The 18,203-nt window shown below is 71.3% G+C and carries 15 protein-coding genes; 12 read left to right on the top strand and 3 right to left on the bottom strand.

The window, feature by feature from the left end:
* The first annotated feature begins 184 nt into the window (after positions 1–184).
* The 10 genes from ABD374_RS14890 (at position 185) to ABD374_RS14845 (ending at position 8,297) form a co-directional block, all read left to right on the top strand.
* Positions 185–1,138 (top strand): Rossmann-like and DUF2520 domain-containing protein, encoded by a 954-nt coding sequence (locus ABD374_RS14890; protein WP_344495292.1) that lies wholly within the window; start codon positions 185–187, stop codon positions 1,136–1,138.
* Complete coding sequence (panC, locus tag ABD374_RS14885) at positions 1,135–2,256, top strand: pantoate--beta-alanine ligase (RefSeq protein ID WP_344495290.1); 1,122 nt, start codon at positions 1,135–1,137, stop codon at positions 2,254–2,256. Before ABD374_RS14890 ends, panC begins: the two co-directional genes overlap by 4 nt.
* The gene (locus tag ABD374_RS14880) at positions 2,253–4,013 is read left to right on the top strand and encodes an L-aspartate oxidase (RefSeq protein WP_344495289.1); all 1,761 of its coding nucleotides are present in this window, start codon (positions 2,253–2,255) and stop codon (positions 4,011–4,013) included. Before panC ends, ABD374_RS14880 begins: the two co-directional genes overlap by 4 nt.
* Before the next feature lie 2 nt (positions 4,014–4,015).
* Positions 4,016–5,017, top strand: a complete 1,002-nt coding sequence (gene nadC, locus ABD374_RS14875; RefSeq protein WP_344495287.1) for a carboxylating nicotinate-nucleotide diphosphorylase — start codon at positions 4,016–4,018, stop codon at positions 5,015–5,017.
* Between the two features lie 3 nt (positions 5,018–5,020).
* Positions 5,021–5,827 carry a type III pantothenate kinase gene (locus ABD374_RS14870; protein WP_344495285.1) on the top strand — a complete coding sequence of 269 codons (807 nt, stop codon included), beginning with the start codon at positions 5,021–5,023 and terminating at the stop codon, positions 5,825–5,827.
* A gap of 127 nt (positions 5,828–5,954) precedes the next feature.
* On the top strand, positions 5,955–6,521 hold the full coding sequence (locus tag ABD374_RS14865) for a hypothetical protein (protein ID WP_344495408.1): 567 nt from the start codon (positions 5,955–5,957) through the stop codon (positions 6,519–6,521).
* A gap of 14 nt (positions 6,522–6,535) precedes the next feature.
* Positions 6,536–6,721 (top strand): hypothetical protein, encoded by a 186-nt coding sequence (locus tag ABD374_RS14860; protein WP_344495283.1) that lies wholly within the window; start codon positions 6,536–6,538, stop codon positions 6,719–6,721.
* A 115-nt stretch (positions 6,722–6,836) separates the two neighbouring features.
* A complete protein-coding gene (locus ABD374_RS14855; protein WP_344495281.1) occupies positions 6,837–7,289 on the top strand; it encodes a BlaI/MecI/CopY family transcriptional regulator in 453 nt (150 codons plus the stop codon).
* A gap of 9 nt (positions 7,290–7,298) precedes the next feature.
* On the top strand, positions 7,299–7,817 hold the full coding sequence (locus ABD374_RS14850; protein WP_344495279.1) for an amino-acid N-acetyltransferase: 519 nt from the start codon (positions 7,299–7,301) through the stop codon (positions 7,815–7,817).
* Between the two features lie 144 nt (positions 7,818–7,961).
* Complete coding sequence (locus ABD374_RS14845; RefSeq protein ID WP_344495277.1) at positions 7,962–8,297, top strand: histone-like nucleoid-structuring protein Lsr2; 336 nt, start codon at positions 7,962–7,964, stop codon at positions 8,295–8,297.
* Here ABD374_RS14845 and ABD374_RS14840 read toward each other — a convergent pair.
* Complete coding sequence (locus ABD374_RS14840) at positions 8,276–8,896, bottom strand: SCO3374 family protein (RefSeq protein ID WP_344495275.1); 621 nt, start codon at positions 8,894–8,896, stop codon at positions 8,276–8,278. The genes ABD374_RS14845 and ABD374_RS14840 overlap by 22 nt on opposite strands.
* Before the next feature lie 430 nt (positions 8,897–9,326).
* Here ABD374_RS14840 and ABD374_RS14835 point away from each other — a divergent pair, with 430 nt between their 5' ends.
* Complete coding sequence (locus ABD374_RS14835) at positions 9,327–11,855, top strand: ATP-dependent Clp protease ATP-binding subunit (protein WP_344495273.1); 2,529 nt, start codon at positions 9,327–9,329, stop codon at positions 11,853–11,855.
* Positions 11,856–11,966: 111 nt separating this feature from the next.
* On the opposite strand, the gene dacB is transcribed toward ABD374_RS14835, so the two are convergent.
* Together dacB and ABD374_RS14825 are read right to left on the bottom strand one after the other, a co-directional pair.
* The gene (gene dacB / locus ABD374_RS14830; protein ID WP_344495271.1) at positions 11,967–13,577 is read right to left on the bottom strand and encodes a D-alanyl-D-alanine carboxypeptidase/D-alanyl-D-alanine endopeptidase; all 1,611 of its coding nucleotides are present in this window, start codon (positions 13,575–13,577) and stop codon (positions 11,967–11,969) included.
* A gap of 60 nt (positions 13,578–13,637) precedes the next feature.
* The gene (locus ABD374_RS14825; protein ID WP_344495269.1) at positions 13,638–16,919 is read right to left on the bottom strand and encodes an NACHT domain-containing protein; all 3,282 of its coding nucleotides are present in this window, start codon (positions 16,917–16,919) and stop codon (positions 13,638–13,640) included.
* Positions 16,920–17,345: 426 nt separating this feature from the next.
* Here ABD374_RS14825 and ABD374_RS14820 point away from each other — a divergent pair, with 426 nt between their 5' ends.
* On the top strand, positions 17,346–18,068 hold the full coding sequence (locus ABD374_RS14820) for a M23 family metallopeptidase (protein WP_344495267.1): 723 nt from the start codon (positions 17,346–17,348) through the stop codon (positions 18,066–18,068).
* The last annotated feature ends 135 nt before the right edge of the window (positions 18,069–18,203 follow it).

Here is an 18,203-nt window from a genome sequence, read left to right as displayed (position 1 = left end):
CACGCGGTGAGCCCGCGCCGGCGTTGTTCCTGCTCGCCGGTGTCCGCCATCGGCCGGTCACCGCGTACGGCGGTACCCGTGCCCACAGCCTGTGGACAGCGGGGCAATCGGACGAAACGCTGGCGTAGCATGACGAGAAATCGTCCGGTACCCCCCGCGGACTGGAACGGAAGGCCGTCCCCGCGTGAACGCGAACGCACCAAACGCAGCACATGAGCCCCTGGACGCCAGGGACCGCCCCGCCCGCCTCACCGTCGGCGTAGTCGGAGCCGGCCGGGTCGGCCCCGCGCTCGCCGCCGCGCTGCGGCTCGCGGGCCACCGCCCGGTCGCCGTCTCCGGCGTGTCGGACGCGTCCGTCCGCAGGGCCGCCGCGCTCCTGCCCGACGTCCCGCTCGTCACCCCCGCCGAGGTCCTGGCCCGCGCCGAGCTCGTCCTGCTGACCGTCCCCGACGACGCCCTGCCGGGCCTGGTGGAGGGCCTCGCCGAGACCGGCGCGGTCCGTCCGGGCCAGCTGATCGTGCACACCTCGGGGCGGTACGGAACGGGCGTCCTCGCGCCCGCCCTGCGCGCCGGCGCGCTGCCCCTCGCCCTGCACCCCGCCATGACGTTCACGGGAACGTCCGTGGACGTCCAGCGGCTGGCCGGCTGTTCCTTCGGCATCACCGCGCCCGAGGAGTTGCGTCTCGCCGCCGAGGCCCTGGTCATCGAGATGGGCGGCGAGCCCGAGTGGGTCGCGGAAGAGGCGCGTCCGCTCTACCACGCGGCCCTCGCCCTCGGCGCGAACCACCTGGTCACCCTGGTCGCCCAGTCCATGGAGCTGCTCCGTACGGCAGGCGTCGGGGCCCCCGACCGGATGCTGGGCCCGCTCCTGGGCGCCGCCCTCGACAACGCCCTGCGCTCCGGCGACGCGGCCCTCACGGGACCCGTCGCGCGCGGTGACGCGGGAACGGTCGCCGCGCACGTCACGGAGTTGCGCAAGCACGCACCGCAGACCGTCGCCGGATACCTGGCCATGGCCCGTACGACCGCCGACCGCGCCCTCGCGCACGGGCTGCTCAGGCCGGAGCTCGCCGAGGACCTTCTGGACGTACTGGCCGACGGGGCCGGGACCGACGGGGCCGAGGGAGACGACCGATGAGCAGCACCCCCGAAACCCCCGGGACCGCCGGGACCTTCGCACTGGTCCCCACGCGCGAGGACCTCCAGCACGCCCTCGACCAGTACGCCGTCGACCGCTCCGGCGCCCCCGGCCGCACCGCCGTCGTCATGACCATGGGCGCTCTGCACGAGGGCCACGCGACGCTCGTCCGCGCCGCGCGGAAGCACGTGGGACCCCAGGGCTTCGTCGTCGTCACCGTCTTCGTCAACCCGCTCCAGTTCGGCGCCGGCGAGGACCTCGACCGCTACCCCCGCACCCTGGAAGCCGACCTGATCCTCGCGGAACGGGCCGGTGCGGACGCCGTGTTCGCACCGTCCGTGGACGAGGTCTACCCGGGCGGCGAACCGCAGGTCCGTATCGCCGCCGGACCGATGGGCGGGCGCCTCGAAGGGGCGTCCCGTCCCGGCCACTTCGACGGCATGCTGACCGTCGTCGCGAAGCTGCTGCACCTGACGGGGCCCGACGCCGCCTTCTTCGGGCAGAAGGACGCCCAGCAGCTCGCCCTGATCCGCCGCATGGCGCGCGACCTGAACTTCCCCGTCGAGATCGTCGGCGTACCGACGGTCCGTGAGGACGACGGCCTGGCCCTGTCCAGCCGCAACCGCTACCTCTCGCCCGCCGAGCGCCGCACCGCGCTCGCCCTCTCCCGCGCGCTGTTCGCGGGCCGTGACCGGCTCGCCGCCCAGGAGGCACTGCACGCGCGCGCGGCCGCCCTCGGCGGCCCGCACCCCGCCCGTGCCGCCGCCCTCGCGGCCGTCGGCGAGACCCGGGCGGCAGCCGACGCGCACGCCGTCGAGCAGGCCGGCCACGCGGACCTGAGCGGTCCCGCGGCCGTCCGCGCGGCGGCATCCGCCGTCCTGGACACCGCCACGCGCTCCGACCCGCCGCTCACCCTCGACTACGTCGCCCTGGTGGACCCGTCCGACTTCACCGAGGTCCCCGACACCTACCGCGGCGACGCGGTCCTCGCCGTGGCCGCCAGGGTCGGCGCCACACGGCTGATCGACAACATCCCGCTGACCTTCGCCGACGAAGGCAACGAAGTCGGCAAAGGCAACGAAGTCGGCGAAGACAGCGAGCAGGGAGCTTCGGCATGACCCGCACCAGCACCGGTATACGGCTGAAGGCCCCCGCCCCCGGCTGGACCGTCGAGGCCGACGTCGTGGTCGTCGGCTCCGGCGTGGCCGGCCTGACCGCCGCCCTGCGCTGCACCGCCGCCGGCCTGCGCACGGTCGTCGTCACCAAGGCCCGCCTCGACGACGGCTCCACGCGCTGGGCCCAGGGCGGCATAGCCGCCGCCCTCGGCGACGGGGACACCCCCGAACAGCACCTGGACGACACGCTCGTCGCGGGCGCGGGCCTGTGCGACGAGGAGGCCGTACGGACCCTGGTCACCGAGGGTCCCGACGCCGTACGCCGGCTGATCGACACCGGCGCCCTGTTCGACACCGACCCCGAGTCGGGCGTCATCCAGCTCACCCGCGAGGGCGGCCACCACCGCCGCCGCATCGCCCACGCGGGCGGCGACGCGACCGGCGCGGAGATCTCCCGGGCGCTCGTCGAAGCCGTACGGTCCGCCTCTCTCCGTACGATCGAGAACGCCCTGGTCCTGGACCTGCTGACGGACCCCGACGGGCGCACGGCGGGCGTCACCCTGCATGTCATGGGCGAGGGCCAGCACGACGGCGTCGGCGCCGTCCGCGCCCCGGCCGTCGTCCTCGCCACCGGCGGCATGGGGCAGGTCTTCTCGGCCACCACCAACCCGTCCGTCTCGACGGGCGACGGCGTCGCGCTCGCCCTGCGCGCCGGCGCGGAGGTCTCGGACCTCGAATTCGTTCAGTTCCACCCCACCGTGCTCTTCCTGGGCACCGACGCGGAGGGCCAGCAGCCACTGGTCTCCGAGGCGGTACGCGGCGAGGGCGCCCACCTCGTCGACGCGGACGGTGTGCGCTTCATGCTCGGGCAGCACGAGCTGGCGGAGCTGGCCCCCCGCGACATCGTCGCCAAGGGCATCATGCGGCGGATGCGCGAACAGGGCGCCGAGCACATGTACCTCGACGCCCGGCACTTCGGCGCCGAGATGTGGGAGACCCGCTTCCCGACCATCCTGGCGGCCTGCCGCTCCCACGGCATCGACCCGGTCACCGAGCCGGTCCCGGTCGCCCCGGCGGCCCACTACGCGTCCGGCGGCGTACGGACGGACCTGCACGGCCGTACGACGGTCCCGGGCCTGTACGCGTGCGGCGAGGTGGCCTGCACGGGCGTGCACGGCGCGAACCGGCTCGCGTCCAACTCCCTCCTGGAGGGCCTGGTCTTCGCGGAACGCATCGCCGAGGACATCGCGGCCCGCCCCGCCGCCACCGCGCCTGTCCCGGACTCCGCCGCGCGGAGCGAGGAGGCCCCCGGCCCGCTCCTCGACCCGGCCACCCGCATCGAGATCCAGCGGATCATGACGGCGGGCGCGGGAGTGCTCCGGTCGGCGGCCAGCCTCGACCACGCGGCGGACGCCCTGGAGGCCCTGTACCGCAGCGCGGCCGCCGAAGCGGACCAGGACCGAGGGAACGACGCCCACGGCGTCCACGACACCCACGGCGTCCAGGACACCAAGGACACAGAGCCCGGCGTCGACGCCTGGGAGGCCACCAACCTCCTCCTCGTCTCGCGGGTCCTGGTCGCCGCCGCCCGCGCGCGCGAGGAGACCCGCGGCTGCCACTGGCGCGAGGACCACCCCGACCGCGACGACGACACCTGGCGCAGCCACCTCGTCGTACGGCTCACCCCCGGCCGCGCCCTCGCCGTGCACCGCACCGCATCCGCCTCATTCCCGCCCGTACACCTCCCGAGGGAGCAGTAACCGTGAGTACGCCCGACAACCCCCAGCTCCTGCCGACCGCGTCCGGCGGCTGCGGCGACTCCTGCGGCTGCGAAGGCGACGGGACGGAGGCGACGTACGAACTCGACACCGCCGAGTGCGGTCTCGACCCCGACCTCGCCCAGCTCCTCGTCGCGGCGGGCCTCGACCCGGTCGAGGTCGAGGACGTCGCGAACGTCGCCCTGGCCGAGGACCTCGCCCACGGCCCCGACGCCACCACCGTCGCGACCGTCCCCGAGGACGCCGTCGCGACCGGTGACTTCACGGCCCGCGAGGCCGGCACCGTCGCGGGCCTGCGCGTCGCCGAAGCGGTCCTGTCCATCGTCTGCACGGACGAGTTCGAGGTCGAGCGGCACGTCGAGGACGGTGACCGCGTCGAGGCCGGGCAGAAGCTGATCAGCGTCACCACCCGCACCCGCGACCTGCTCACCGGCGAGCGCAGCGCGCTCAACCTGCTGTGCCGCCTGTCGGGCATCGCGACCGCCACGCGCGCGTGGGCGGACGCTCTCGACGGCACGGGCGCCAAGGTCCGCGACACCCGCAAGACGACGCCGGGCCTGCGCGCCCTGGAGAAGTTCGCGGTCCGCTGCGGCGGCGGCGTCAACCACCGCATGTCCCTCTCGGACGCGGCGCTCGTCAAGGACAACCACGTGGTCGCGGCGGGCGGCGTGGCCGAGGCGTTCACGCGCGTACGCGAACAGTTCCCCGACCTCCCCATCGAGGTCGAGGTCGACACACTCGCCCAGGTCACCGAGGTCCTGGAGGCCGGCGCCGACCTGATCCTCCTGGACAACTTCACCCCGGAGCGGACCGCCGAGGCGGTCGCTCTCGTGAACGGCCGCGCGACGCTCGAATCCTCCGGCCGCCTCACCCTGGAGAACGCCCGCGCGTACGCGGACACGGGCGTCGACTACCTCGCCGTCGGGGCGCTCACGCACTCCTCCCCGATCCTCGACATCGGCCTCGACCTGCGCGAGGCGAAGTAACCCATGCTGCTCACCATCGACGTCGGCAACACGCACACCGTCCTCGGCCTCTTCGACGGAGAGGAGATCGTCGAGCACTGGCGCATCTCCACCGACGCCCGCCGCACGGCCGACGAGCTCGCCGTACTCCTCCAGGGCCTGATGGGCATGCACCCGCTCCTGGGCGACGAACTGGGCGACGGCATCGAGGGCATCGCGATCTGCTCCACCGTCCCGTCCGTCCTGCACGAGCTGCGCGAGGTGACCCGCCGCTACTACGGCGACGTCCCGGCCGTGCTCGTCGAACCGGGCATCAAGACGGGCGTGCCGATCCTCATGGACAACCCCAAGGAGGTCGGCGCGGACCGCATCATCAACGCGGTCGCGGCCGTCGAGCTCTACGGGGGCCCCGCCGTCGTCGTGGACTTCGGTACGGCGACGACCTTCGACGCGGTGTCGGCGCGCGGTGAGTACACCGGCGGCGTCATCGCCCCGGGCATCGAGATCTCCGTCGAGGCCCTCGGCGTCAAGGGCGCCCAGCTCCGCAAGATCGAGCTGGCCCGTCCGCGCAGCGTGATCGGCAAGAACACCGTCGAGGCCATGCAGGCCGGCATCATCTACGGCTTCGCGGGCCAGGTCGACGGCGTCACCCGGCGCATGGCGCGCGAGCTCGTGGGCCCCGACGGCGACCCGGACGACGTGACCGTCATCGCGACGGGCGGGCTGGCCCCGATGGTGCTCGGCGAGTCCTCGGAGATCGACGAGCACGAACCGTGGCTCACCCTGATCGGCCTGCGCCTGGTGTACGAGCGCAACATCGCCCGGATGTGACGGGGAACGACCGGGGAACGAGCGGGGGAGGGCCGTCCGGCGCGCCGTCATACATGCATTAAGCAGATTGTGTCTGTTTAGTGCGTATTGTCACTGCATGCCCACGCCATACGGTTCCCGTGGCGGCATGGCGTTCGGTGCGGACGAGCTGCGTGTGCTCCGACGCGCCCTCGCCATCGCCCTCCATCCCGCGTCACTGTCCGACGAAGACGTCCAGGACTGCCTGCGCCTCGCCGGCACCCTGGACGAGGCGGTCCGCGAGGCGGGCCGACTGCGCGCGTTCCTCCTCGCCGACCTCGCCCGGTACCGCGCCGCGCTCCCCGCGGCCGCCAGCGGCTACCTGGGGTTGCTCCAGGACGCCCTGGCCACCGGCTACCAGCCGACCCCCGACGACCTCGTGGCGCTGCGCACCCTGCGCGGCATGCCGGCCGGCGCGCTGCTCCACGACCGCTGCCGGGCCATCGTGGAACAGTCCGTACGGGCCCGCCTGGCCGGCCGCAGCGACGCGCCGCTCCCGCGCGCCCGGCTGCTGGCCATCGCCGGCGGCCGGGCCACGGCCGCCGACGAACCGTCGAAGCCCAGGGGCCCGTCGCCGGGACGCGAGCCCGTGCAGCGTCCGATGCCGAAGCCTTCCGAGGTGTTCCCGCCCCGCAGACGCCCCGCGCCCCCGCGGGAGCGAAGGGTCGCGGGGTAGCTACTCTGGACGGCATGGACTACGTTTCCGCGCTCCTGCCCCCCGTGGTGATGGCCGCGTTCTTCATCGCCCTGGTCACGACGATCGTCAAGACGCAGGGTGGTTCCAACAAGGCCAAGGAAGATGCGGCCGTGGACGCCACGCTCGCCCGCGCCGAGTCCGCCCGGCAGGCGGGAACCCCCAGGACCGACGGCGCCTGACTCCGCCCACCCCGCCCCTGTACTTCACCAGGGCGTACGACTCATTTCGAGCCGTGCGCCCTTTTCGCTGCGCGAATAACCAGCCATTACCGATATTTCCTACTATGGTGGCGCTGTGCCTCGCCAATTGGGAGAGCTGGAAGACGCCGTCATGACGCGCGTGTGGCAGTGGAACCGACCGGTCACCGTCCGGGAAGTCCTCGAAGACCTTCAGAGGGAACGGTCCATCGCCTACACCACGGTCATGACCGTAATGGACAATCTCCATCAGAAGGGCTGGGTGCGCAGGGAAGTCGACGGCCGCGCCTATCGATATACGGCCGTGTCCACCCGGGCCGCCTACTCGGCCGCACTGATGAACGAAGCCTGGTCGACGAGTGACAACCCCGCGGCGGCTCTTGTCGCGTTCTTCGGCATGATGTCGGCGGGGCAGCGCGAAGCCCTTCAGGACGCGATGCGCGTCGTTCAGCGCGACGATCCCGCGACTGAAGCTGTGACGGAACCCGCGACTGAAGCAGCGACTGATCCGGCAGAGGGTGACGAGAGCCCCGGCGGCCCGGGGCGATAGCGTCGAGGTATGCCTTCAGAGCTAAAAGCCATCACCGTCCGGCGGGCGAGGACCAGTGATGTGCCGTCCGTGCGCCGCCTCGTGGACACGTACGCGCAGAAGCGGATCCTGCTCGACAAAGCGAACGTGACCCTTTACGAGGACATCCAGGAGTTCTGGGTCGCCGAACGCGACGAGGACGGGGCCGTGGTCGGCTGCGGTGCGCTGCACGTGATGTGGGAAGACCTCGCCGAAGTCCGCACTCTCGCCGTGGACCCGTCCTTCAAGGGCGCCGGAGTCGGACATCACGTGCTGGACAAGCTGCTCCAGACCGCCCGCTGGCTCGGTGTGCGCAAGGTTTTCTGCCTCACCTTCGAAGTCGAGTTCTTCATCAAGCACGGCTTCGTGGAGATCGGAGAGGCGCCGGTCGACGGAGATGTCTACAGCGAGCTGCTGCGTTCCTATGACGAGGGTGTGGCGGAGTTCCTCGGTCTCGAACGAGTGAAGCCGAACACCTTGGGCAACAGCCGGATGCTTCTGCACCTGTGATCGGCAGAAGCGGTCAGATCCCTATGTCCGAAACGCGCATGTTTCCCGTCTTCTCGAGGTACTGAACCTCCTCCGGGGGTTTGTGTTTTCCAGGGAAAAGCGGTTTCCTTTCCGCGTACTGCATTTTCGATGAAAGGAAATCCGGTGGCACAGAAGGTTCAGGTCCTTCTTGTCGATGACCTCGACGGCGTCGAGGCGGACGAGACCGTGACGTTCGCTCTGGACGGCAAGACCTACGAGATCGACCTCACCACCGCGAACGCGGACAAGCTCCGTAGCTTGCTCGACCCGTACACCAAGAGCGGCCGACGCACCGGTGGCCGTGCGGCTTCGGGTCGTGGCAAGACGCGCGCAGCCGCGGGCGGCAACCAGAACACCGCCGAGATCCGTAAGTGGGCCAAGGCGAACGGTTACAACGTGAATGACCGCGGCCGCGTCCCGGCCGACATCCGTGAGGCCTACGAGAAGGCCAACGGCTGAGCATTCGCGTGAGCGGAATTCGCACGCGACAACCGGGCCCGGTGGCATTCCGTCGCCGCCGTGCCCACGAGTCGTACGAGATCGGGTGTTTCCCCACGGCACCCGAGTCCGGCCAAGGCCGGCAGCGTCGGTTCCACCTCGTGCCGCGGCTCGGGGGGCCGCAGCCAGACGGCGGCCCCCTGCGACCCGCCCCCCGGTGATCCGCCGCCCTGCCGGCCGGCCCACCCCGGCGGCGGGGGCGCGGTCATCTGCCCCCCCGCGCCGATCGCGCGCAGTTCCAGGGCGACGCCGCCCCATTCCAGCCAGTCGAGCAGCCCGGGCAGTTCCTCGGCGCTCCCCGCGGCCACCAGCAGCCGGATCCGCCGCCCCCTGAGCGCGACGGGACCCGTGAGCCCCGTGTGGCGCCGCAGTACGGCGAGACCCGCGTCCGCGGGCAGTTCCAGTACGTCGAAGCGGAGCCCCGTCAGCAACCGGACCGGGAGGCCCTCCGCGGTGGCCGGTGCGGTGGCCCAGCCGAGTTCGTGCTCGTACCACTGCGCGATGCCGCCTTCGCGTGGCAGGGGCAGCGGCGTGCGCGGCGGCGGAACCCTGGACGTCATGTCCGGACCAACTGCCGAAGCGCCCCGGAGTTACGCTGAGCCCCTGTCCGGATACGCTGGGTCAAGGCCATGAGGGCGTACGGAGGCATCCGGCGGCGCAAAGATGTTCGCCCGTAGCTGAGGGAACCGGCGCGCGCCGCATGGAGTGTCAGTGCTTGCGGGTAAGACATCCCTAGTGGGAAGGGGCGACACGCTGGCCGGAGCGTCTCACGTTCGCCATCGGCGTAGTGGATGAACGGGTATCTGCTTGGCCTGCGGGAACATCGTCTCGCACCATCAGGTTGGAGCAGTTGTCGGCTGTTCGGGGCAGGAGGCCAAGGACGGGTGTCGGCAGTTGGAATGAGCTGTCCTGCCCAGCGGGACTAGCATGCGGAAGGACAGGGAGGGGACCGACCCCTAACTGCCTGACCGCTCTGAGGAGCGATTAACGATGTTCGAGAGGTTCACCGACCGCGCGCGGCGGGTTGTCGTCCTGGCTCAGGAAGAAGCCCGGATGCTCAACCACAACTACATCGGCACCGAGCACATCCTCCTGGGCCTTATCCACGAGGGTGAGGGTGTCGCCGCTAAGGCCCTGGAGAGCCTCGGGATTTCGCTCGAGGCGGTCCGCCAGCAGGTGGAGGAGATCATCGGTCAGGGCCAGCAGGCTCCGTCCGGTCACATCCCCTTCACCCCCCGTGCCAAGAAGGTCCTGGAGCTGTCGCTCCGCGAGGCCCTCCAGCTCGGCCACAACTACATCGGTACGGAGCACATCCTGCTCGGCCTGATCCGCGAGGGCGAGGGCGTCGCCGCCCAGGTCCTCGTGAAGCTGGGTGCCGATCTGAACCGGGTGCGGCAGCAGGTCATCCAGCTGCTCTCCGGTTACCAGGGCAAGGAGACCGCCGCTGCCGGCGGTCCGGCCGAGGGCACGCCCTCGACCTCCCTCGTCCTGGACCAGTTCGGCCGCAACCTGACGCAGGCCGCCCGCGAATCCAAGCTCGACCCGGTCATCGGGCGCGAGAAGGAGATCGAGCGGGTCATGCAGGTGCTGTCCCGCCGTACCAAGAACAACCCGGTCCTCATCGGCGAGCCCGGCGTCGGAAAGACGGCGGTCGTCGAGGGCCTGGCGCAGGCGATCGTCAAGGGCGAGGTGCCCGAGACCCTCAAGGACAAGCACCTCTACACCCTCGACCTCGGCGCGCTCGTCGCCGGTTCCCGCTACCGCGGTGACTTCGAGGAGCGCCTGAAGAAGGTCCTGAAGGAGATCCGCACCCGCGGCGACATCATCCTGTTCATCGACGAGCTCCACACCCTGGTGGGTGCGGGCGCCGCCGAGGGCGCGATCGACGCGGCTTCGATCCTGAAGCCGATGCTCGCCCGTGGTGAGCTCCAGACCATCGGCGCCACGACGCTCGACGAGTACCGCAAGCACCTCGAGAAGGACGCCGCGCTGGAGCGCCGCTTCCAGCCGATCCAGGTGGCGGAGCCTTCCCTCCCCCACACGATCGAGATCCTCAAGGGCCTGCGCGACCGCTACGAGGCGCACCACCGCGTGTCCATCACGGACTCGGCGCTGGTCGCGGCGGCCACCCTGGCCGACCGCTACATCTCGGACCGCTTCCTGCCGGACAAGGCGATCGACCTGATCGACGAGGCCGGCTCCCGGATGCGCATCCGCCGGATGACCGCACCGCCGGACCTCCGTGAGTTCGACGAGAAGATCGCCGGTGTCCGCAGGGACAAGGAGTCCGCGATCGACTCGCAGGACTTCGAGAAGGCCGCCTCTCTCCGTGACAAGGAGAAGCAGCTCCTCGCGGCCAAGACCAAGCGCGAGAAGGAGTGGAAGGCCGGCGACATGGACGTCGTCGCCGAGGTGGACGAGGAACTGATCGCCGAGGTCCTGGCCACGGCCACGGGCATCCCGGTCTTCAAGCTCACCGAGGAGGAGTCCTCCCGCCTGCTGCGCATGGAGGACGAGCTCCACAAGCGCGTCATCGGCCAGAAGGACGCCATCAAGGCCCTCTCGCAGGCGATCCGCCGTACGCGAGCCGGTCTGAAGGACCCGAAGCGCCCCGGTGGCTCGTTCATCTTCGCCGGCCCGTCCGGTGTCGGTAAGACCGAGCTTTCCAAGACGCTCGCCGAATTCCTCTTCGGCGACGAGGACGCGCTGATCTCCCTCGACATGTCGGAGTTCAGCGAGAAGCACACGGTTTCCCGCCTCTTCGGTTCTCCCCCCGGTTACGTGGGATACGAGGAGGGCGGGCAGCTCACCGAGAAGGTGCGCCGCAAGCCGTTCTCCGTCGTTCTCTTCGACGAGGTCGAGAAGGCCCACCCCGATATCTTCAATTCCCTGCTCCAGATTCTGGAAGACGGTCGCCTGACCGACTCCCAGGGCCGGGTCGTGGACTTCAAGAACACGGTCATCATCATGACGACCAACCTCGGGACCCGGGACATCTCCAAGGGCTTCAACCTGGGCTTCGCCGCCCAGGGCGACGTCAAGACCGGTTACGAGCGGATGAAGAACAAGGTCAACGAAGAGCTCAAGCAGCACTTCCGCCCCGAGTTCCTCAACCGTGTCGACGACACGGTCGTCTTCCACCAGCTCACCGAGGAAGACATCATCCAGATCGTCGACCTCATGCTCGCCAAGGTGGACGAGCGCCTGAAGGACCGCGACATGGGCATCGAGCTCAGCTCGGAGGCCAAGTCGCTGCTCGCGAAGAAGGGTTACGACCCGGTCATGGGCGCCCGGCCGCTGCGCCGGACGATCCAGCGGGAGATCGAGGACGTCCTGTCCGAGAAGATCCTCTTCGGCGAGCTGCGTCCCGGCCACATCGTGGTCGTCGACGTCGAGGGCGAGGGTGACGCGAAGAAGTTCACCTTCCGCGGCGAGGAGAAGTCGGCCCTGCCCGACGTCCCCCCGATCGAGCAGGCAACGGGCGGCAGCAGCGGCCCGAACATGTCGAAGGACGCGTAACGGCGCCCTGACGGCCTGAAGGGGCGGCCCCGGAACCACACCAAGGTTCCGGGGCCGCCCCTTTGTCTTCGTTCATGGCGCGTGCCCGCTGCCGCTGGAACTGCTGCCGCCTCAGCAGAGGGCCGGTTTGCGCCAGGAGCATTCGAGCGTGGTGCCGGTGGCGGAGGCGGCGGCCCGGGGGGCGGACGGGCGTACCAGGGTGGTGGTGGTCCCGGTCGAGGAGGCGAGGGTGGTCACGATCGCGTCCTCGATGCTCTTGACCGAGGAGGCCAGGTAGTTGTTGAGGACGATGCTGTAGACCAGCTCGCGGCCGCCCGCGTCCGTGACGTACCCGGAGAGGGCGGAGGCGCCGGTCAGGGAGCCGGTCTTGGCCCGGGCGTTCAGGGCGGCCGGGGTCTTGCACATGCGGGAGCGGAGGGTGCCGCCGACGGCGCGGTCCGGGGCGCAGGCGACGGGGAGGGACGCGTACCAGTCGGCGTACCAGGGCGCGGTGCGTACGGCGAGGAGGAGCTTGGCGAACTGGGCGGCCGGGATGTTGTTCATCCGGGAGAGGCCGGAGCCGTCGACCTGGCGGAGGGTGGCCGTGTCCACTCCCTCCGTGGCGAGGTGGGCGGAGATGGCGGCGAGGCCGGCGTTCCAGGTGCCCTTGCCGGCCGTCTCGTGGCCGATGGTCTTGGTGAGGGCCTCGGCGTGCATGTTGTTCGACAGCTTCATGAAGGGGTGCATCAGCTCCTTGAGGGGCATGGACGTGTGGGTGGCGAGGGGCTTGGCGTCCTTGGGGGTGGGGCGGCCGAGGCGGGCGGGGCCTGTGACGCGGACGCCGTGGGCGGCCAGCGCGTCGGCGAAGACGGCGGCGGCGTAGCCGGTCGGCTCCCAGACGGTGACCCACTCCTTGGTGGGGTTCGCGCCGACGGGGATGTCGCCGGAGACGCTGATGGTGTTCGAGCCGTGCCGGCGTTCGACGGTGAGGGTGTCCGGCCGGCCGGCGGGGACGGTCCTGGCGGTACGGGCGTCGATGTCCACGTAACCGGTGGGCGGGGTGAGGGTGAGCCGGGGAGCGGCGCCCGGCTCGGCGCCCGGGGCGGCCTCGACGACGACCGTGCCGGAGTCGTAGTCGGTGTCCGGGGCGACGGTGAGCGCCGAGATCTGGGCGGAGTAGTACGACGACTCGTCGTCGGCGGCCCACGAGCGGCCGAGGCGCTGGGTGTCGAAGCGGGTGTCGTCGGCGATCAGGCGGCCGGTGATCCGCTTGATGCCGGATTTCGCCACCTGGGCGGCGAGTCCGTCGTAGTCCTCGGCGAGGGTGGTGGGGTCGCCGGTGCCGCGCAGGTAGAGGTCGCCGCGGAGTACGGAACCGTGGCGGCTGCCGGTGGAGAGGGCGTCGGTGCGGTAGCGGTAGTCGGGGCCGAGGAGGGCCATGGCCGCGACGGAGGTGGGCAGTTTGGTGTTGGAGGCGGGCATGAGGCGGTCGGCGCCGTCGCGCTGGTAGAGCGTCTCGCCGGTGGTGGCGTCGGCGACCACGACGCTCGCGGCGCCGCCGTCGAGGCGGGGGTCGGTGAGGATGGTGTCGATGGCGCCCTTGAGGCCGGTGTCGGAGGGGCCGGCGGTGGTCGTGGGGGTCGAGCTCCAGGTGAGGGCGCAGGCGAGGGCGACGGCGGCGGACCACACCCGGGCACGGTCGCGGCGCACCGGGCGCTTCGCGCGAATCACGGGTCTACTCATGCGACATGAGCATCCCGGACGGGAACGGCGGGGGGAAGGACGCCGCGTAGCCGGGCGCGGTCAGTGGGTGACGGAAGGGCCGGGACGTGACACCGTGACCGAGGCGGGGAGCCGGTCGGTACCGCGTACGGCGCCGACTCCCGCCAGGACGTGCAGGCTCTCCAGATCCGGCAGCGCCGCCGCCAGGGGCGCGAGGTCGAGTTCCTCCGCCGGGCCGGCGATGTACAGCTCCCGGGTCCCGGGGAACAGCTCCGCACCCCTTTCGGCCTCCCCCTGCGCGACGTTCCCGCGCAGGACGAGCCGCCGGACGGACGGCACGGCGAGCGAGCGGGGCGCCGACGCCAGGGTGTCGGAGTGCACCTGCAGGACCGTCAGGCCCGGCAGGCCGCCGATCTCCTCCCAGTCCGCCGCGTCCCGGGGACTGCTCACCGGCCCGAGCGTGAGCTCTCGCAGCCCGGTGAACCTGCTCAGTCCGCGAAGGGCGCCCACCAGCCGGCTCATCCGCGTCAGGGTGAGCCCCCGCAACGGCGCGCGAACGGGCAGTACGTCCAGGGACGTTCCGCGTTCGCAGCCTTCCAGCTCAAGGGCCCGCAGCCGGTCCAGCGACGACAGCGGGCCGAGGTCCGCACCGGGCGCCGCTTCCAGGCGGAGCGAGGCCAGCGGCAGCCCCGCGAGTCCGGAGAGGTCGTCGAGCCGCGGGCAGCCGGCGATGTCGAGGGTGTGGAGACCGGACTGGCCGCGGAGGAAGGACACGTCGGGCAGCCGTTCGTTGTCACGGATCCTGAGCCGGGTCATGGCTGCTCCGCGCGCGTACGCCCGGAGAGCGTCCGGCGAGACACCGCCCCGCACCTCGGTCCACGGCCGGGTGCCGAGCCGGTGCAGTGCCGTCAGCTGTTCGTCCGATGTGGCGGTGAAGTACAGGCGGAGCGGATCGAGGCGGGCGATCACCTCGTCGGCGTACTGCTGCGTGTCGAAACGGCCCCACGACCAGACGAGTTGCGAACGCACCGAGATCGACGGGTGCCCGCGGAAGCGGGTCAGGAAGGGGATCGCCGCCTCCGTGCCGACGTGGGAGGCCGCGGTGACGACGAGTACCGCCGTGTGTGCGTCCAGGTCCTCGGGGCCCGGCAGCAGGTCCAGGATCACCGGGCCGGCCGCCCCGAGTTCCCGGGCCGCCTGGGCGTCGGGCGGCGGGATCAGGGATGCCGCGCGGCGCTCGACTTCCTGGCGTACGGCCGGGGAGAGTTCGGCGGCGTGCTCCAGGCAGGCAGCCGCCAGGAGGTGCGTTCGGGTACGCACCGTGGGACTCGCGGGGCCGTCTCCGTGTGCGATGAGGTCCGTGAGGAACTCCGCGCGTTCGCGTGGGCGCGCGTGGGCCACCGACATGCGGATGACGTCCTCCCACTGGTCGTCCGCCGCGTGGGCGACCAGGACGCCGAAGTCGCCCTCGTCGACGGCGGCACGTGCCCCGAGGAAGTCCTGGAAGGTGCGGTGGACGAAGTCGACCGTGCCCGGCGAGGGCTGGCGGAGGAGGCCGCTCCGGTGCAGGAAGTGGTCGAAGACCGCCTTCGCGTCACCCAGCGCCGCCACCTCCGGGACGGCGGGGAGCGTGTCGGCGATGATGCTTTCCGCCCGGGCGCGGTCCATCTCCGTACGGCCGTTGCGGATCAGCCAGTACGCGAGCCGCTGGAGGAGCTGGACCTGCGGTTCCTCGCGCAGTTCGGGTACGCCGCCCATGTCGCGCTCGCGGTCGCGGCGGACCAGCAGCATCGAGAGCGCCGCCGTGTAGAGGTCCTTGCGGCCGAGCGGGAGGAAGCCGCGGCGGTCGCGGTGCAGGGCGCAGATCAGACCGCACATCAGGGGGTTGGTGGCGAGGCGGCCCAGGTCGGGTTTGGCACGTACCGCAGCCAGGAGCTGGCGTTCGTACGCGAGCAGGGCCGTGTCCTCGTCCTCCGAGCCGGTACGGGCCGCCGCGTGCCAGCGCTTGATGAACGCCGCCACGCCGGCCGGGCGCATCGCGGAGAGCGTCAGCTCGGTGAAACCCTCGTCGGCCAGCCAGTCCTCCCGTACGGCCGAGGGGCGTGACGTGACCAGCCAGCGGTTGCCGGGGCAGGCGTCGACGAGGTCGCTCAGCCAGGCGCGGGTGCGGGAGCGCTCGGCTTCCGGGATCTCGTCGATGCCGTCGACGAGGACGAGGGCGCGGCCCGCCGTCAGTACGCGCGACTCCCAGCCGGGGGGCTGTTCCCCGGCGAGCGGGGAGCCCACCGCGGCCAGGAAGTCCTTGGGGGCGGGGAGGCGCTCGCCGTGGCGGGTGAGGGTGCGGAGGGGGAGGACGAAGGGGATGCGGTGGCAGAGGTACGCCATGCGGTCGTCGGGACGGCCGAGGCCGCCGGAGTCCTGGCGGGACGCGGAGACCGCCAGCCACTGGACCAGTGTGGTCTTGCCGGAGCCGGCCTCGCCGCGTAGTAGAACGCGCTCGTGGTCGGCGAGCACCTGGTCGGCGGGGTGCGGGGCGAAGGCGGCGGGGTGGACCGGCCCGTCCCACCGGTCGTCCCGGTCGTCCGGCTTCCGCCGCGTGAGCCAGTCCTCGGAGAAGGGCTCCCGCGGGCTGGGCATGTCCCTGGTGCCCGCCGTCGCCTCCAGGCTCAGATACGCCGCGTCCAGCGGCCACTTCCCCGGTGAGTTGCTCAGGTCGATGCCGAAGATCGTCAGCTTGCTGTGCTTCTTCGCCATGTGCGCCAGGTAACGCCGCTCGAAGGCCGCGTCCTCGGCCCCCGGCAGCGGGCTGCGGGCGATGAGGGCGTCCACCTTGGCGATCACTTCGCCCTGGCGGCGGCCCTGCGCGACGAGGGCCGCCGGGACGAAGGTCGAGCGCTGGGTGAAGAAGTGGACGATGTGCAGGCAGGTGGCGGTCAGGAGGCGCTCGTAGAAGTACGTCGCGTCGGCCGACAGGTGGCGCTCGGGGCTGTCGCTCGCGCGGCGCAGTTCCGCGGCCAGGGCGGTGTGGCCCAGGCCGACTGCCTCGACGTCCGTGAGGGTGAGGTCCCCCAGGGCGTACAGCGTCGTGGTCAGGGCGTCCACCACCGCCTGGTCCTCGCCGGCGGGCAGCGGGCGCTCGCCCGGCCCGGCCGTGCGCAGGGCCTGCTTGACCAGCTCGGCGGCCAGTGTGCGCAGGTCGGAGTGGGTGAGGGTGCGCTTCTCGCCCCTGAAGGAGACGTAACCGGCCAGACGGACCGGTCGGTCGACCAGGCCGGCGCCCGGGGGCTGCGCCGCGAAGAGCTTCTTCACCAGTGGCCCGGCGACGCTCGCTGCGAGGCGGGTGCCGACGACTGCGGGATCCACGCGCGGTTCCCTCCCCCGAGGTCTGTGCTGTGCGTTGTCGGATCAGCGTATCGGGGGGCCTCGCGGTGACAAGGCGCACAGCGGTTTCGGGGCCTACGAGGCGCGGTAGTGGGTCCGCCGCGTGCCGGGCGGGGGACTTTGGGGTGGTGGGCGGCGGGACCTTCGGGCCTGGGGGGAGGACGGGGCGGAAACCTGGGCCGGCGGCAGGTTTGTGCCGGTCCGGCGTGGGTTTAAACCGCCACAAGGAGGCTTATTTCCATGCTTCGAGAGGGTGCTGGGGATGCCGTCAAGAGTCGAATAATTGATGACGGTAATACGGTCATTGTTAGTAGATGGGCCATTTTGGGTGGGGCGGGGGCGCGGGTTACCAATGTGAAGCCAGCCCGGCGGACTGCCGGGTTCACTCACCCCGGAGGTCCCTCCCGTATGCCGAAGTTCGACATGTTCTCCCGAGCCCGCTCCTCGTCCGTCCGCACCCGTCGCAACGCCGTCGTGGCCGCCGGGCTCGGCGCGTCGATGGTGCTCGGCACGGCGGGCGTGGCGTTCGCCGTCGAGGGGACCGCTGCCACTGCCGTCGAGAAGCAGGCCGAGATCCAGGCCAAGGCGGCAGTCGGTGCGAAGAAGGCCGCCGCCGACGCGAAGAAGGCGGCTGCCGACGCCAAGAAGGCGGCGGCGGTCAAGAAGGCAGCCAAGGCGGCGGCCGCGAAGAAGGCGGCGGCCAAGAAGGCGTCGTCCTGGATGAAGCCCGTCCAGCACTACTCGCTCAGTGCGACGTACGGCAAGGGCGGCAGCATGTGGGCCAGCAAGCACTCCGGGCAGGACTTCGCGGTGCCCGTCGGTACCCCGGTCGACGCCGTGCACGGCGGCACCGTCGTGAAGGCGGGCCCGAACGGTGCCGGTGACGGGCCGGCGTACGGCAACGCGATCGTGGTCAGGCACGACAACAACACGTACTCGCAGTACGCGCACCTGTCGAAGATCAACGTGTACCCCGGCCAGCAGGTCAAGACGGGCCAGCGCATAGCCCTCTCCGGCAACACCGGCAACTCCAGCGGCCCGCACCTGCACTTCGAGATCCGTACGACGCCGAACTACGGCACGGCGATCAACCCCGTGACGTTCCTCCGCGCGGAGGGCCTCAGCGTGTGACCCCCGGAGCCCGGCCGTGCGCCTGGCTCACCAGATCGACGGTGACCTCGAGAGCGGCCTCGCGCTGCTCCGGGAGACAGCCCCCGGCGTTCGCGACACTGTTGGGAAATCGGGGGCTGAGCGTGACGTTGGGGT

This window comes from Streptomyces enissocaesilis (assembly GCF_039533765.1).
Taxonomy (GTDB): domain Bacteria; phylum Actinomycetota; class Actinomycetes; order Streptomycetales; family Streptomycetaceae; genus Streptomyces; species Streptomyces enissocaesilis.
Note: the sequence above shows the minus strand (reverse complement) of the source record. Positions and strands in the feature narration are given on the sequence as shown.